This is a genomic window from Streptomyces poonensis, from assembly GCF_014650915.1.
GTDB classification, from domain to species: Bacteria; Actinomycetota; Actinomycetes; order Streptomycetales; family Streptomycetaceae; genus Streptomyces; species Streptomyces poonensis.
The window spans coordinates 275,747-290,391 of the sequence record NZ_BMVW01000005.1 but is presented as its reverse complement, the minus strand read 5'-3'; the positions used below and the strand labels follow the sequence as shown (position 1 = coordinate 290,391).

The following is a 14,645-nucleotide window of genomic DNA, read 5'->3' as shown; positions in this document are numbered from 1 at the left end:
GCGGGTCGCCGCGCCCTCACGGGACGCGGTCGCTCACGGCTCCGTCGTCTCCGACTCCAGGCGCTCCCTGGTCGGCAGGCCGTAGACGCCCCGTTCGTCGTTCTGGATGCCGCGGTGCCACTGGTAGCGGCGGACGGCCTCCTCGACGTTGCGGTCGTAGCTCTCGTCGATGTCGTTCCGGTAGAGGCCCAACTGACGCAGCCGCAACTGGAGTTCGGTCACCTCGGGGTTGTCGTCGCCGCGTCGCAGGACCATGGGTGCGGGCTCGGCGTCGGCCACGTCCTCGGACTCGGCAGTCTCCGTGGCGGACGGGCTCGGCGCGGACGTGGTCCGCTCGGGCGCGGCCGAGGGGGACGGTGACGCCGACGTGCCGGCCGACGCCGACGGGGACTCGCTCGGACCGGCGTCGGCGGACGGGGAGGCGCTGTCCGTGGCGGGCGCCGCCGATGTCGCGCTCGTGGACGGCGCCACCTCGGACGCGTCCTCCTCGGACGACGTGACGTCCGGCACGCTCGCCCGCAGGCCGTCGGGCAGCGCCGCCTCCCGGGTCGGCGTGTCGTACGAGAACATGCCGCTGACGAAACCGGCGACCGCCAGTACGACGGTCACGGCGCCCGCGGCGGCGAGCACGACGCGGTTGCGGCGTCCGGGCCGTGCGCCGGCCGGAGCCGGGTGCCTGCCGTCCGGAGCCGGGCGCGTCCCGGCGGCGGGCGGGGTGGGCGTGCGCGTCCCGGCGCCGGTGCCCGGGGCGGGCTTGTCGAAGAGGCGTAGGTCGGCCGAGTCGGGCAGGGTCGTGCCCGCCGCCATCGGCATGGAGATCGTGGGTGCCTCGTCGGGCATGCGCGCGGGTGCCTGCTCTGCGGGTGTCCCGGGTGCTCCGGGTGCCACAGGTGTCCCGAGTGCCCCAGGTGTTCCGAGCGCTCCGGGCGTCGCTGTCATCCCGGGTGCGCCGGTGGCTCCGGCGCCTCCGGGCTCCTCCGGTCCGCCTCCGGCCGCGCCGTCCAGTTCGACGTACGGACGGATGCGCAGCGGGTCGAAGTCCTCCGCGGCCGCCGCCTGGGCCGTACGGGCGTCGCGGAGGGCGTCGGAGGCTCGGGTGCCGCACGGGCAGGACGGGGTGCCGTCCAGGGCACGCGGCGCCGCGCACTGCGGGCAGACGTGTCCCCTCGGCTCACCGGCATGGCCGTTCCGCTCACTCACGCGTGGTCCCTCCCCGTACGGACTTCAGAGATTATGCAGATCTTGCACACAGAATCTCCCGGGAGCCCCCTGGAACGGCGGCGTCCGGCAGGACTCAACAGGCCATAACAGGTCACACCGACCAGGATGGGAGAGGAAGAGAAGCAGAAGCCGAAGAGGAAGTCGTACGGGGCCCTCGGGCTCTCGGGAGGTCTTCATGGCCAAGGGCACCCCCGCAGGCGCAGCCGATTCCCCGTCGCGGGCGACGCCGGGCGCGGCCGCCCCTGGCGTCGCCCGCGGCGGCGTTCTTGTCTCGCTCTGCGCCCTGCTGCTGGGCATGCTGCTCGGCGCGCTCGACCAGACGATCGTGGCGACCGCGCTGCCCACCATCGTCAGCGACCTGGGCGGCATGGACCACATCTCGTGGGTCGTCACCGCCTATCTGCTGGCCGCGACGGCGGCCACCCCGCTGTGGGGCAAGCTCGGTGACCAGTACGGCCGCAAGCGGCTCTTCCAGACGGCGATCGTCATCTTCCTGGTGGGCTCCGCGCTGTGCGGAGCGGCCCGGAACATGCCCGAGCTGATCGGCTTCCGGGCGCTCCAGGGGCTCGGCGGCGGCGGGCTCATCGTGCTGTCCATGGCGATCATCGGGGACATCGTCACACCCCGCGAACGAGGCCGGTACCAGGGGCTGTTCGGGGCGGTCTTCGGCACGACCAGCGTGCTCGGGCCGCTGCTCGGCGGGCTCTTCACCGAGCACTTGAGCTGGCGGTGGGTCTTCTACGTCAACCTGCCGATCGGCATCGTCGCGCTCGCCGCGATCGCCGTCGCCCTGCACGTCCCCGTCAGCACCACCCGGCACGTCATCGACTACCTCGGCAGCCTGCTCATCGCCTGCGTCGCCGCCTGCCTGATCCTGGTCGCCACCCTCGGCGGCACCACCTGGGGCTGGGGATCGCCGCAGATCATCGGGCTCGCGGTGCTGGGCGTGGCGCTGGCCGCCGTCTTCGTCGCCGTGGAGCGGAGGGCCGCCGAGCCGGTCCTGCCGCTGAAGCTCTTCCGCGTCCGCACCTTCACGCTCTCCGCGGTGATCAGCTTCGTCGTCGGTTTCGCCATGTTCGGGGCGATGACCTACCTGCCGACGTTCCTCCAGGTGGTCCAGCGCGTCTCGCCGACCATGTCCGGGGTGCACATGCTGCCGATGGTGGTGGGCACGCTGCTGGCGTCCACCACCGCCGGGCAGATCGTCAGCCGCACCGGCCGCTGGAAGGTGTTCCCGGTCCTGGGCGCCGCCGTCACCACCCTCGGTCTGCTGCTGCTGGCCCGGCTCGACGAGCACAGCACCACCACCGTTCTGAACGCGTCCTTCTTCGTCTTCGGGGCCGGTCTCGGACTCGTCCTCCAGGTCCTGGTGCTGATGGTGCAGAACGCGGTGCCGTACGAGGACCTCGGCGTCGCCACCTCCGGCGTGACCTTCTTCCGTTCCATCGGCGCCTCGTTCGGCGTGGCCGTCTTCGGCGCGCTCTTCGCGGGCCGGCTGGGGACGGAGCTGCGGTCGGCGTTCGGCGGGGCGCCGCTGCCCCCGGGCGTCACCGCGGACACGCTGAAGACGGACCCGCGGGGCATCGCGCAGTTGCCGGCCGGGCTGCGGGCGCCCGCCGAGCACGCGTACGCCGTGTCGATCACCGACGTCTTCCTGTACGCGGCCCCGGTCGCGTGCGTCGCCTTCGTCCTCTCCTGGTTCCTGCGCGAGGAACGGCTGCGGGGCTCGGTGACGGCGCCGGACCTCTCGGAGACGCTGGCCCCCAACCCCGTCGAACGGTCGTCGTACGACGAGGTGGTCCGGGCGCTGTCCGTGCTCGGGACCCGGGAGGGGCGGCGGGAGATCTACGAGCGGATCACCGCGCGGGCCGGCCAGGACCTGCTGCCCGGGTCGAGCTGGCTGCTGCTGCGGATCAGGCGGGAGGGCTCGGTGGAGCCCGCCGTGCTGGCCGAGCGCAGCCCCGTGCCGCTGGACGTCGTGATGGCGGCGGCCCGGCAGGTCGAGGAGCGCGGGCTCGCCCGGCGCGACGGCGTCGACATGACCCTGACCGGGCGGGGCCGCGAGGTCGCCGACCGGCTGGCCGCGGCCCGCGAGGAGTCCCTCGCCGAACTGCTCGGCGACTGGTGGGGTCCCGGCCGGCCCACCGACCTGGTCCGGCTGGTCGCCGAACTCGGCGCCGAAATGGGCGGCTGTGACGACGAACGCCCGCACGAGCACGCGTCGAAGCGGCCGTACGGAAAGGCCGCCTAGGCCGCGGGGCACACGGGGTACCGGGCCCGCGGGGCGGGGTGCTGGGCCCGCGGGGCGGGGTGCCGGGCCCTTCGGGAGAAACAGTTTACGGGCGGACTTCCGGGCAACTCGGTGCGGAAACAGGCCCGTTGGGTCGACAACCCCGGAAGGCATCCATGTCCACAGGCGTGATCATCGCTTTGATCGTGATCGTGGCGGCCGTGGTGGTCATCGCGGCCGTCCTGTCCCTGCGCGACCGAGGGGCCCACGGCGGCCGCGGGCTGCGGCGCCGCTTCGGGCCCGAGTACGACCGGGCGCTCGCCCGGCACGACGGCGACACGAAGGCCGCCGAGGCCGAGCTCGCCGAGCGGGTCGAACGGCACGGCTCGCTTCAGCCGCGGCCGCTGGAACCGGCGGAGCGCGAGCGGTACGAGGTCCGCTGGACCGCGGTCCAGGAACGCTTCGTCGACTCGCCGCGGGAGGCCCTCGCCGAGGCCGACCGGCTGCTCGGCGAAGTGGCCGGTGCGCGCGGCTTCCCCGACGGCGGGCGCTACGACGAACAGCTCGACGCGCTCTCCGTGCACCACGCGCACCACGTCCACGGCTACCGGCGCGTGCACCGCGTCGCGAACTCCCCGGCGAACGGCGACGGGAGCCGCGCGGGCACGGAGGAGATGCGCACGGCCCTCGTCGAGGCCCGCGCGCTGTTCGAGGAGCTGGTGGCCCCGGGCCACCGGAACTCCACCACCCACCGCACGGCCACGGAGGGCCATGGCGCGCGCCACAGCTCGCGCCACAGCTCACGCAACGGCATGCCGTGGTCGTTCAACAGGCGTCACCCGAAGGAGAGTTGAGGGGGTCGATGAGGATGACTGACGACGTCAGGGCCGGTCGAACCACTGGCACGACCGGAACCGCGAGCACGACCGGAGCCATCGGGGCCGAGGAACCCCACCAGGCCCCGCTGCTGTCCCGCGAGGAGTCCGAGAAGTACGGGCTGCGGCTCCAGCACACGGTCAGCGGGTTCGTCGACGGGCCCCGGGACGCCGTGGAGGACGCGGACCGCGTGCTCCAGGAGATCGCCTCCCGGTTCACCGAGGCCGTGACCGAGCGGAGCCGCACCCTGCGCGCGTCCTGGCAGACCGCGGGCGAGGGCGGGCCGTCCGCCGCCGACACCGAGCAGCTGCGCCTCGCCCTGCGTGACTACCGTGAGCTGGCCGAGCGGCTGCTGAAGCTGTAGCGGAGGATCCGCACCGCGCGCCCGGCGATCCTGCGATCACTCCGCCTCGTCGTCGCGCGCGGCCTCCCGGCGTTCCCGCCACTGCCGTACGACGTCCTCCACGTCGTACGGCTTCAGGCCCAGCGGCGGGCCCGGCGGGGGCTTGAACATCATGTCGCGGATCTTGGTGTTGATCTCGGTGACGATCTTCCGTACGAGCCGTTCGGCGGGCGCGGACAGGGCCGCCGCCAGCGCGTCCTCGGCTTCCTTGCGCAGGGCCAGCGAGGGCGGGAGCACCGCCAGCCCCTCGCGGGCCATCTTCTTCCGGACCCACCACAGTTCGTCGTACGGCGTGTCGGGGTCGGGCAGCGGCTTGCCCGCGCCCGGCAGCGCGGCGAACTCCCCGCGGGCCTGCGCGTCACGGATCTGTTTGTCGACGAAGGACTCGAAGCTGACACCAGGTGGCTTGCGCTCGGTCATGTGTCCATTGTGCCCGGAACCGCACATGTGGCCGAGGCCGCGCCTTATCATGCGGCCGCGGTGTGCCGAGGGGGCCCCGCGTGGCGACCATCGAAGGAGCACGCGTGCTGGAACTCACCATGGCCTCGGTCTCCGGGGCGGACGCCGGGGCGACGGCGGGCATGCTGATGGCCGACGCGCCCAGCGACCCGGGCGCCGTGCTCCGGGTGGGCCGCGACCAGGCCGCGTGCCGTCTCGTGACGCCCGACGACTGGCTGTTCGTCTCCCGGGTCCACCTGGAGTTCCTGTGTGCCCCCGACGGCACTTGGCAGGTGACCTGGCTGCGCGGCTCGCAGGCCGACCCCTCCTCCGAGGTGAGCCTGGCGCTGACCGGAGTGCAGCCGCAGCGCCTGCCGTACGGTGCCACGGCCAGGCTGCCGCACGGCAGCAGCGGCGAGCTGGTCATCCAGGACCGCACCGGGCCCCGCAGCGTCAACGTGGGCTTCTACCACGAGGGGTGAGCCGGTGCAGCGCCCGGCCGCCGGTCGTCGTCAGTCCAGCACCCGCGCCAGCGCGAAGCCGTCGTACCCCTTGCTGCCCACCGTCTGGACCGCCGTCCCGGTCAGCCTCGGGTGGGTGGCGATCAGGTCGAGTGCGGCGCGGGTGCCCCGGATGTCCGGGGCGTCGCTGTCCGCGTCGGTGACGCGGCCGCCCCGTACGACGTTGTCGAGCACGATCAGCGCGCCGGGGCGGGCCAACTTGAGCGCCCACTCCAGGTAGTGCGGGTTGTTCACCTTGTCCGCGTCGATGAAGACGAAGTCGAACGGCTCGGGATTCTCATCCGCCAGCTTCGGCAGCGACTCCAGCGCGGGACCCACGCGCACCTCGGCCTGCCCGCCGAGCCCCGCCCGCTCGATGTTGCGGCGGGCGACGTCGGCGTGCCGGGCGTCGTACTCGAAACTGATCAGCCGGCCGTCCCCGGGGAGCGCGCGGCCCAGCCAGATCGTGCTGTAGCCGCCGAGCGTGCCGATCTCCAGGATCCGGCGCGCGCCCTGGACCAGGGCGAGGAGGTGGAGCAGCTTGCCCTGGTTGGGGGCGACGTTGATGTGCGGGAGGCCGGCCGCGTCGCTGTCGCGCAGGGCGGCGGTCAGCGCTTCGTCCTCGGGGGAGAGCAGGGTGGTGAAGTAGGCGTCGACGTCGTTCCAGAGCCGCGGGTCGCTGCTGCTCATGCACCATGCCTTTCGTCTGGCTAGTTAGATCCTCTAACTAGTTCCGCGGGCCGATCGTAGACCCGGGGACGTCCCGCTGTCGCCCGGTCATGGGAGGTGTGTCGCGCCTCCGCGGGTGAAGGCAACCCGCCGCGGACTATCGTCATCCGGACAAATGCGGGACGGACGTCAGGTGGAGATGGGGTTGCCTGCGTCTCACGGCGGGGGCGGTGCGACTCTCTAGGAAGCTCCTTAGGGTGCGCACAAGGAACACCAACGGGACGAAACGGGGCGGGAGGGCCGACGGGGCGTGGCGAACGCGGAGCAGAGCAGACCGGGCGATGCCTTGGGGGCGGGCGCGGTGACGACGGTGACGACCAGGCTGAGCACGGTCCGCGCGGTGCTGTGGCTGATCGCCGCCGTCCTCGCGGTGCGGCAGGTCGCCGCGGTGCTGAGCACGCCCAAGGGCGAGCGGCTGACGGATCTGGAGACCTGGGTCGGACCGAACGGCGTGCTGCACGTGAGCGGCTCGCTGTACGACTCGACCCGGTTCACGGGCACGCCCTTCGCGGGACTCGTCCTCAAACCGCTGACCCGCTCGGCGGAGCAGGCCCTCGGCTGGGGCTGGACCTTCGGCACGCTGCTGCTGGTCGTCGCCCTCGGACTGATCGCCGCCCGCGCCCTGCCCCAGCCGGTGTCCCGGCGCACGGCCCTGCTCGCCGCGCCCGTCGCGGTCAGCCTGCTGATGCTGTCGCTGCCGGTGCGCAACGCCCTGCACCTGGGCCAGACCAGCATCATTCCCGTCCTGCTCGTGCTCGCCGGGTGCTTCGCGGTCCGCGGGGAGCGCGCCAGTGGGGTGCTCATCGGCGTCGCGGCCGCCCTCCAGCCGTCCGTGCTGCTGTTCGCGCCGCTGCTGTGGTTCACCGGGCGCCGGCAGGCCGCCGCGTCCACCGGGGTGACCTTCGCCGCGTGCACCGCGCTCGCCTGGGCCGCGATGCCGCACGACTCGTACACGTACTGGGTGCACCATCTCGCGGGTGCCGGCCTCGGCGGCGCGGCGGACGACCTCGCGAACCAGTCCCTGCACGGCGCGCTGCTGCGGCTCGGGCTCTCGGGATCGCTGGAGATCGTGCTGTACCTGGCGCTGGGCGCGGCCGTCGCCGTCCTCGGTCTGCGCCGGGCCGTGCGGTACGCGCGCGACGGGCAGCTGCTGCTGGCCGTCGCGGTCACCGGCTGTGTCGCCGTCGCCGTGTCGCCCACCACCTGGCAGCACCAGCTGCTGTGGGTGCTGCTCGCGGTGGTCGGCCGGGTCGGCACCAGAGCCTCCGACCGGTACATGTGGCCGGTCGCCGTCGTCCTGGTCATGACACTGCCCGCGAAGATGATGGTCCCGAACATGGCGGCCCTGCACCCGCTGCGCGACAACATCGTGCTGCTGGCCGCCCTCGCCGCCGCCCTCGTCGTGCCCTTCCTCCCCCGCACCTCGCCTTACTACAGGGCGCCGATACCGACCGACTACGCCGCCCCGGTCCCCACCCGGTGGAAGTCCGTCCCGCTGCTGCCGTTCCTGCGCCGCGTCCTCACCCGCCCCAACCTGCTCATGGAACTGCTGCTGATCCGCGTCACGTACGCCGCCTACCAGCAGGTTCGGCTCGCGGCGGCCAGCAGCCGGGCCACCGCGGAGGCGCACGGCGAGCAGATCCACTCCATCGAGAAGGCCCTCTTCCTCGACGTCGAGCACTGGGTCAACCACACGGTGGTCGGCATCGACTGGCTGCGGAACTTCTTCGACTTCTACTACACCTCGTTCCACTTCGTCCTCCCGCTGACGGTCCTCGGCCTGCTGTACGCCCGCCGCCCCGTCGACTACCGCTGGGCGCGCTCGGCCCTCGGCTTCGCCACCCTGCTCGCGCTGCTCGGCTTCTGGCTCTACCCGCTGGCCCCGCCGCGCCTGATGCCCGGCCTCGGGATCATCGACACGGTGCACGGACCGCAGGACTTCTCCCAGCCCGACTACGGCACGCTGACGGCGCTGACGAACCAGTACGCGGCGATGCCCTCGCTGCACTTCGGCTGGTCGCTGTGGTGCGGGCTGGTGGTCGCGATCGTCGCGCCGAAGTGGTGGATGAAGGCGCTCGGCCTGCTGCATCCGGCCTTCACGTTCGCGGCGATCGTGGCGACCGGCAACCACTGGATCCTGGACGCGGCGGGCGGCGCGGCCGTGGTCGGTGCGGGCTTCGGGCTCACGTACCTGTTCCAGGGCCCGCGCGCGCGTACGGTGCTGAAGGCGGCCGAGGTCAGCAGCGAGCCCGTGCGCCCGGTGAAGGAGGCCGGCGCGAAGGACCGTACTCCGAGCTGATCCGGTACTCGCCCGGCTCCGCCACCGTCAGCCGCGTGAACTCGCCGTCGCCGTCACGGCCGCCGTCGCCGTCCCGGCCGAGGCAGCCGCCGTCGGAGCGCAGCCACGGCGAGTACGCGATCCGCACGGTCACGGAGCCGGGGCGCGGCATCCGCAGCCGTACCTCGGCGCCGGTGGTGCGGACGACGGTGGCGGGCGGGGAGACCAGCGGTACGGCGTCGCGCACCCGGTACACCTGCCAGTGGGCGTCCCGCCACACCGGCTCCAGCCAGGGCGGGCGGCTGCGCACGAGGGCCGCCTCCTGCCGGGCGTACCCGTCCGGTTTGCCGAGCGGCAGGACGACGTACCCGACGGCCCAGTGGTCCAGCCAGGCCCGGTAGGTGGTCTCGGAGAAGGTGCCGTCGTAGAAGAGACGGCCGCGCTCCATGTCGAGCTGCCGGTTCCAGCCCCGGGCCAGGTTCACGTGCGGGGCGAGCGCGGTGGCCTCCCGGTGGTCGCGGGCCGGGACGGCCTCCACCCGGGTGCGGTCGGCGCCGAGCCGATCCAGGGCCCGTACGACGCCCTGCGTCTCGGCGGCCCACGCGGGCACCGCCGTGTACTCCGTCAGGTCGTCGGCGGTCTTCCGGCCGACCCAGACCAGCGCGAACACGAGCACCGCGACCAGCAGAGCGCGGCGCACTCCGCGCACGGTGAGCAGGGCGGCCAGCAGCACCGCCGGGGCGAACAGCGCGGCGAACCGCTCGACGTTCGTACCGACCGGCGAGGCGACCAGATAGGCGAGCACGGTCCCGGCCGCGTACACGAACCCACTCCACCGCGCCACCCGCCAGCCGCGCGGGGCGAGCGCCGTCACCGTCAGTCCCAGCAGCACGGGCGGCCAGATCCGCGCCGCGGGCATCAGCTGTTCACCGGTGAAGGGGAAGAGGAGCGTGGTCAGCCCGACCACGACGGCGGGCGGCGCCAGCAGCGCGGCGGCCCGCACCCAGTCCCGTACGAGGAGGAAACCGGCGCCCACGACGGCCAGGAACAGCCCCGCCACCGGGCTCGCCATGGTCGCGAGCGCCGCGCACACCACCGCGAGTGCCACCGGCCGCCCCCGCCGCTCCCGTGGCATCCGGGTCAGCGGCACACAGGCGGCCAGGCCCAGCGCGGTGCCGAGCGCGAACGTCGTCCGGCCGCAGGCGACGTTGCACCACAGCGCGAGCGACGCGAGGAGCGCGGGACCGAGGGGCCGCCGCAGGCCCGCCCGCCCCACGAGGACCGCCGCCAGCCAGGAGGCGGCGAGGCCGGAGACCACCGTCACCGTGCGCACCCCGCAGGCGGCCATCAGATAGGGCGATATGAGGCTGTAGCTGGCGGTGTGCATCCCGCCGTACCAGAACAGGCTGTACGCCGACCCGCCGTGCCGAGCGACGAAGTCCGCCCACGCCTCCTGCGCGGCGAGGTCCCCGCCGCCGGTGGCGAGGAACAGCCACCACACCGCGTAGAGCGGGAGCACGGGCAGGGTGGCGAGGAGGGGGAGGCGGTGGCGGTGCCGCCACGCCCCGGGTTCGGGTTCGGCAGGGGCCACGCGTTCCAAGACGCCGGGCGGGGAGGCGGCGTTCAGCGCGGGGCCGAGGATGGCGGGAAGGCGTCGGTCAGTACCAGTTGTTGGCCTGCCAGAACTTCCACGCGTCGCACGGGCTGCCGTAGCGGTCGTTCATGTAGTCCAGGCCCCACTCGATCTGGGTGGCCGGGTTCGTCTTCCAGTCCGTGCCCGCCGAGGCCATCTTGGTGCCCGGCAGGGCCTGGACGAGGCCGTAGGCGCCGCTGGAGGCGTTCGTCGCGTCGACCTTCCAGTCGCTCTCGTGGTCGACGATGCGGTCGAAGCACTGGTACTGGGCCTTGTCCGCGATCATCTTCTGGGCGACCGCACGGGCATCGGCGGGACTGGCCGACGCGGCCTGCGCGGGGGCGGCGGCGAGCAGGGCGCCGGCGGTGGCGGCGGCCAGGGCGGCACTGGCGACGGCCTGCTTCGGGGAGGCGATGCGACGGGCGAGGGAGACAGCGGACACAGCGGACACAGGGGACACAGGGGACCTGTTCGTTCGGGGACGGGGTGGCCGCGGGCATGTCCTGGCTGCGCGGAAAGGGCGGGGTGAGGACATGCGGGGGCGCTGCGACTCGGAGCTCGGGAGGGAGCATGTCGGCGCCGTGCGACTCGTCCAGAGAAACAGGAGTGCCCGGATGTCCGCAATGCCCTGTGGGGCGGCTCACGCCCCGGGCCGCCCTCAGCGCGGCTCGAACGTGACCGGCGTCTCGAAGGCCGCCCTGCGCGTGGCGCGGCGCAGCGCCTTGAGGAGGGTGCCGCCGAGGGTGAGGGTGAGGACGACGGTGACCACCGCCCGGCCGAGGTCCCAGCCCAGGGACGTCGCCAGGCAGTAGGCGAGGAAGCGGGCCAGTTTGGTGCCGAGGGGATCGTCCGCGTCGAACGCCACGCTCGACGCGAGCGTGTCCAGGAACGGCCAGCCCTGGAGGTTCATGAGCAGGCCGTAGGCGAACGCGGCGAGGAAGCCGTACGCGGCGAGCATCAGCAGCTCGGCGCGCCCGCGCAGCCGCGCCGCCCCCGGCAGCAGCCCGGCGCCCATCGAGAACCAGCCCAGCGACAGCATCTGGAACGGCATCCAGGGCCCCACGCCCCCGGTGAGCAGCGCGGACGCGAACATCGTCACGGAGCCGAGGACGAACCCGAAGCCGGGGCCGAGGACCCGTCCGCTGAGCACCATCAGGAAGAACATCGGCTCGATCCCGGCAGTCCCGGCACCGATCGGGCGCAGTGCCGCGCCGGTTGCGGCCAGCACCCCGAGCATCGCCACGGCCTTCGCGCCGAGCCCCGACTCCGAGATCGTCGCCCCGACGACACCGACGAGCAGCACCAGCAGCCCCGCGAAGAGCCAGGGTGCGTCCTGCGCGTGCGCGGTCACCTGCGCGCCGGGGTCCGCGAGCAGCGGCCAGGTGAAGGCCGCCACGCCCACCGCGCTCACCAGCGCGAGCGCGGCGAGGGAGCGGGGGCCGAGGGGGACGGGGCGGGAGCGGTTCACGGCACGCATCAGCGGTTCCCCTCCAGCGCCCGCCGCACCTGCGCCACCGTCAGCCACTTCTGCGGCGCCAGCACCTTCGTGACCTGGGGCGCGAAGGACGGGGAGGCGACGACCACCTCCGCGGTGGGCCCGTCGGCGACCACCTCGCCGTCCGCGAGGATCACCACCCGGTGGGCCAGCTCGGCGGCGAGTTCCACGTCGTGCGTGGCCAGCACGATGGCGTGGCCCTCGGCGGCCAGCGTGCGCAGAACGGTGACCAGGCGGGACTTGGCGGCGTAGTCGAGGCCCCGGGTCGGTTCGTCCAGCAGGAGCAGCGGGGGGCGGGCCGTCAGGACCACCGCCAGGGCGAGCGCCAGCCGCTGCCCCTCCGACAGGTCCCGCGGATGCGTGTCGTCGTCCACGCCCGGGAGCAGCCCCGTCACCAGCGCCCGGCAGGTGCCCGGCGCGGCACCGGCGTCCTCGTCGGCGGCCGCGCACTCGGCGGCGACCGTGTCGGCGTACAGCAGGTCCCTCGGTTCCTGCGGGACGAGGCCGACGCGGCGTACGAGGTCACGCGGGGCCGTGCGGTGGGGGACCGCTCCGCCGACGCGCACCGTTCCGGCGGTCGGCTGCACGAGGCCGACGAGCGTGCCGAGCAGCGTGGACTTCCCGGCGCCGTTGCGGCCCATCAGCGCGACGGTCTCGCCCGGGGCGACGGTGAGGTCCACGTCGCGCAGGGCCTCGACGTGGCCGCGGCGGACGGTGAGGGAGACGGCGAGCGCGGCCGGGGCGCCGGGCGCGGGGGCCGCCGTCTCCGGCAGGGCGCGCCGTCTGCGCAGGAAGCCGGTGCGGCGGGAGGGAGGGGCAGCCGGCTCGGGGAGAGGCGGAAGCGGGGTGGACGGTGCCGCACCGACGGCCGAGGGACCGTCCGGCGCCAACGTCGACAGACGGTCCCGCAGACCCGCCCCCGCCCGGCGCCGGGCGTCCCGGACCGTCAGCGGCAGCGGTGACCAGTCCGCCAGCCGCCCCAGGCCCACCACCGGCGGGAACACCGGGGACACGGCCATCACCTCCGCCGGTGTGCCCAGCACCGGGGCCGCGCCCGGCGCGGGCAGCAGCGCCACCTGGTCCGCGTACTGGACCACGCGCTCCAGGCGGTGCTCCGCCATCAGCACGGTCGTGCCCAGGTCGTGCACGAGCCGCTGGAGCACGGCCAGCACCTCCTCCGCGGCGGCCGGGTCCAGCGCGGACGTCGGCTCGTCCAGGACCAGCACCCTGGGGTGCGGGGTGAGGACGGAGCCGATGGCGACGCGCTGCTGCTGGCCACCCGAGAGGGTGGCGATGGGGCGGTCGCGCAGGCCGGCGAGGCCCAGCAGGTCGAGGGTCTCCTCCACCCGCCGGCGCATCACGTCCGGGGCGAGCCCCAGCGACTCCATGCCGTAGGCGAGTTCCTCCTCGACGGTGTCCGTCACGAAGTGGGAGAGCGGGTCCTGCCCCACCGTGCCCACCACGTCGGCGAGTTCGCGCGGCTTGTGCGTACGGGTGTCGCGGCCCGCCACGGTGACGCGGCCGCGCAGGGTGCCGCCCGTGAAGTGCGGCACCAGTCCGCTCACCGCGCCGAGCACCGTCGACTTGCCCACCCCGGACGGGCCTACCAGCAGCACGAGTTCGCCCTCGGGGACCTCGAAGTCCACGCCCGTGACGGTGGGTGCGGCCGCCCCGTCGTACGTCACGGAGACATCCTCGAAGCGGATCATGCGGGTTCCTTGCGTGGGCGTGGGCGTGGGCGTGGGTTCGGCGCGTCGTGCGCGGGCCGGGACCCGGGCGGGGGCGGGGCCGGCACGGTGAACGCCGGCAGCAGTCCCAGCAGGATCGCCGCCGCCGGCCACAGCGGGAACGCCGGGGCGGTCAGGGGGACGACGCCCGGGTGCAGCGCCGCCGGATCGTGGGCGGCGTACGCGACCGTCAGCCCCGCCACCGCGACCCCGGACCCCGACACCAGCCACGCCCGGACGCCCCACGCGTCCGGCCGGTAGCGCGTGCGCGGCGAGCGGCGGCCGCCCAGCCACAGCCCCGCCAGCGCGGCGGCGAGCCCGGCGAGCAGCACGGGCAGCCCGTAGGTGCCGCCCTCGGCGGTGAGCACGCCGTACGTCCCCGCGCAGACCCCGAGCAGTCCGCCCAGCGTCAGCGCGGCCGTCGTACGGCGCACCGCGGGCGTCACCTCGGCCGTCCGGCCGTACCCGCGCGCGTCCATCGCCGCCGCCAGCGCCACCGACCGCTCCAGCGCGCCCTCCAGCACCGGCAGCGCGACCTGCGCCAGCCCGCGCAGCCCCCGGTCCGGGCGCCCGCGCAGCCGGCGGGCCGCCCGCAGCCGCCGCACGTCCGCGACGAGATGCGGGGCGAACGTCATCGCCACCACCACCGCCACCCCCGCCTCGTACAGCGCGCCCGGCAGCGACTTCAGCAGCCGCGCCGGGTTGGCGAGGGCGTTCGCCGCGCCCACGCAGATCAGCAGCGTGGCCAGCTTCAGCCCGTCGTACAGGGCGAAGACGAGGCCCTCGGCGGTGACCCGGCCGCCGAGCCGCACGCCCTGCGCCCACGCGGGCAGCGGCACTTCCGGGAGGGTGAGGAGGGTGTGGGTGCCCGGGATCGGTGAGCCGAGGAACACCGCGAAGAACAGGCGGATCAGCAGGACGGCGAGGGCGAGCCGGACGAAGGCGGCGTACGAGCGGGCCCAGGGCGCGTCCGTGCGGTGCGTGGCCACCACGTACCCCACGACCGCGAGGAGCAGGCCGAGGAGGAGCGGATTGGTGGTGCGGGAGGCCGCGGTGGCGAGTCCGAGGGCCCACAGCCACCAGGCGCCGGGGTGCACGGTGCGGCGAGGTGCCAT

Annotated in this window: 13 protein-coding genes; 5 read left to right on the top strand and 8 right to left on the bottom strand. The window is 74.1% G+C overall.

Features of this window, described 5'->3' with window-relative positions:
- Positions 1–33: 33 nt before the first annotated feature.
- Positions 34–1,200 carry a peptidoglycan-binding domain-containing protein gene (locus IE242_RS16255; RefSeq protein WP_189859726.1) on the bottom strand — a complete coding sequence of 389 codons (1,167 nt, stop codon included), beginning with the start codon at positions 1,198–1,200 and terminating at the stop codon, positions 34–36.
- Between the two features lie 196 nt (positions 1,201–1,396).
- Here IE242_RS16255 and IE242_RS16250 point away from each other — a divergent pair, with 196 nt between their 5' ends.
- The 3 genes from IE242_RS16250 to IE242_RS16240 all read left to right on the top strand — a co-directional run bounded on the left by IE242_RS16250 (position 1,397) and on the right by IE242_RS16240 (position 4,691).
- Positions 1,397–3,472, top strand: coding sequence for an MDR family MFS transporter (locus IE242_RS16250; RefSeq protein WP_189859724.1), 2,076 nt, complete (start codon positions 1,397–1,399; stop codon positions 3,470–3,472).
- 155 nt (positions 3,473–3,627) lie between these two features.
- Positions 3,628–4,305, top strand: a complete 678-nt coding sequence (locus tag IE242_RS16245; protein ID WP_189859722.1) for a hypothetical protein — start codon at positions 3,628–3,630, stop codon at positions 4,303–4,305.
- Positions 4,306–4,319: 14 nt separating this feature from the next.
- Positions 4,320–4,691 (top strand): hypothetical protein, encoded by a 372-nt coding sequence (locus tag IE242_RS16240; protein WP_373299525.1) that lies wholly within the window; start codon positions 4,320–4,322, stop codon positions 4,689–4,691.
- 36 nt (positions 4,692–4,727) lie between these two features.
- Here the strand turns inward: IE242_RS16240 and IE242_RS16235 are convergent, their stop codons facing one another.
- On the bottom strand, positions 4,728–5,150 hold the full coding sequence (locus IE242_RS16235) for a DnaJ family domain-containing protein (RefSeq protein ID WP_189859718.1): 423 nt from the start codon (positions 5,148–5,150) through the stop codon (positions 4,728–4,730).
- 104 nt (positions 5,151–5,254) lie between these two features.
- Here IE242_RS16235 and IE242_RS16230 point away from each other — a divergent pair, with 104 nt between their 5' ends.
- Positions 5,255–5,650, top strand: a complete 396-nt coding sequence (locus tag IE242_RS16230) for an FHA domain-containing protein (RefSeq protein WP_189859977.1) — start codon at positions 5,255–5,257, stop codon at positions 5,648–5,650.
- 30 nt (positions 5,651–5,680) lie between these two features.
- Here IE242_RS16230 and IE242_RS16225 read toward each other — a convergent pair whose 3' ends face one another.
- Positions 5,681–6,358 carry an O-methyltransferase gene (locus IE242_RS16225; protein ID WP_189859716.1) on the bottom strand — a complete coding sequence of 226 codons (678 nt, stop codon included), beginning with the start codon at positions 6,356–6,358 and terminating at the stop codon, positions 5,681–5,683.
- 289 nt (positions 6,359–6,647) lie between these two features.
- Between IE242_RS16225 and IE242_RS16220 the strand changes: the two genes are divergently transcribed.
- On the top strand, positions 6,648–8,696 hold the full coding sequence (locus tag IE242_RS16220; RefSeq protein ID WP_189859715.1) for a bifunctional glycosyltransferase 87/phosphatase PAP2 family protein: 2,049 nt from the start codon (positions 6,648–6,650) through the stop codon (positions 8,694–8,696).
- Here the strand turns inward: IE242_RS16220 and IE242_RS16215 are convergent.
- The 5 genes from IE242_RS16215 to IE242_RS16195 all read right to left on the bottom strand — a co-directional run bounded on the left by IE242_RS16215 (position 8,635) and on the right by IE242_RS16195 (position 14,645).
- Positions 8,635–10,266, bottom strand: a complete 1,632-nt coding sequence (locus IE242_RS16215) for a DUF8823 domain-containing protein (RefSeq protein ID WP_229858976.1) — start codon at positions 10,264–10,266, stop codon at positions 8,635–8,637. The genes IE242_RS16220 and IE242_RS16215 overlap by 62 nt on opposite strands.
- A gap of 67 nt (positions 10,267–10,333) precedes the next feature.
- Complete coding sequence (locus IE242_RS16210; RefSeq protein WP_229858974.1) at positions 10,334–10,750, bottom strand: aggregation-promoting factor C-terminal-like domain-containing protein; 417 nt, start codon at positions 10,748–10,750, stop codon at positions 10,334–10,336.
- A 216-nt stretch (positions 10,751–10,966) separates the two neighbouring features.
- Positions 10,967–11,785: an ECF transporter S component gene (locus IE242_RS16205; RefSeq protein WP_189859713.1), complete on the bottom strand. Its 819-nt coding sequence runs from the start codon at positions 11,783–11,785 to the stop codon at positions 10,967–10,969.
- Positions 11,785–13,512 carry an ABC transporter ATP-binding protein gene (locus tag IE242_RS16200; RefSeq protein WP_189859711.1) on the bottom strand — a complete coding sequence of 576 codons (1,728 nt, stop codon included), beginning with the start codon at positions 13,510–13,512 and terminating at the stop codon, positions 11,785–11,787. The genes IE242_RS16205 and IE242_RS16200 overlap by 1 nt, the downstream gene beginning before the upstream one ends.
- A complete protein-coding gene (locus IE242_RS16195; protein WP_189859709.1) occupies positions 13,509–14,645 on the bottom strand; it encodes an energy-coupling factor transporter transmembrane component T in 1,137 nt (378 codons plus the stop codon). Before IE242_RS16195 ends, IE242_RS16200 begins: the two co-directional genes overlap by 4 nt.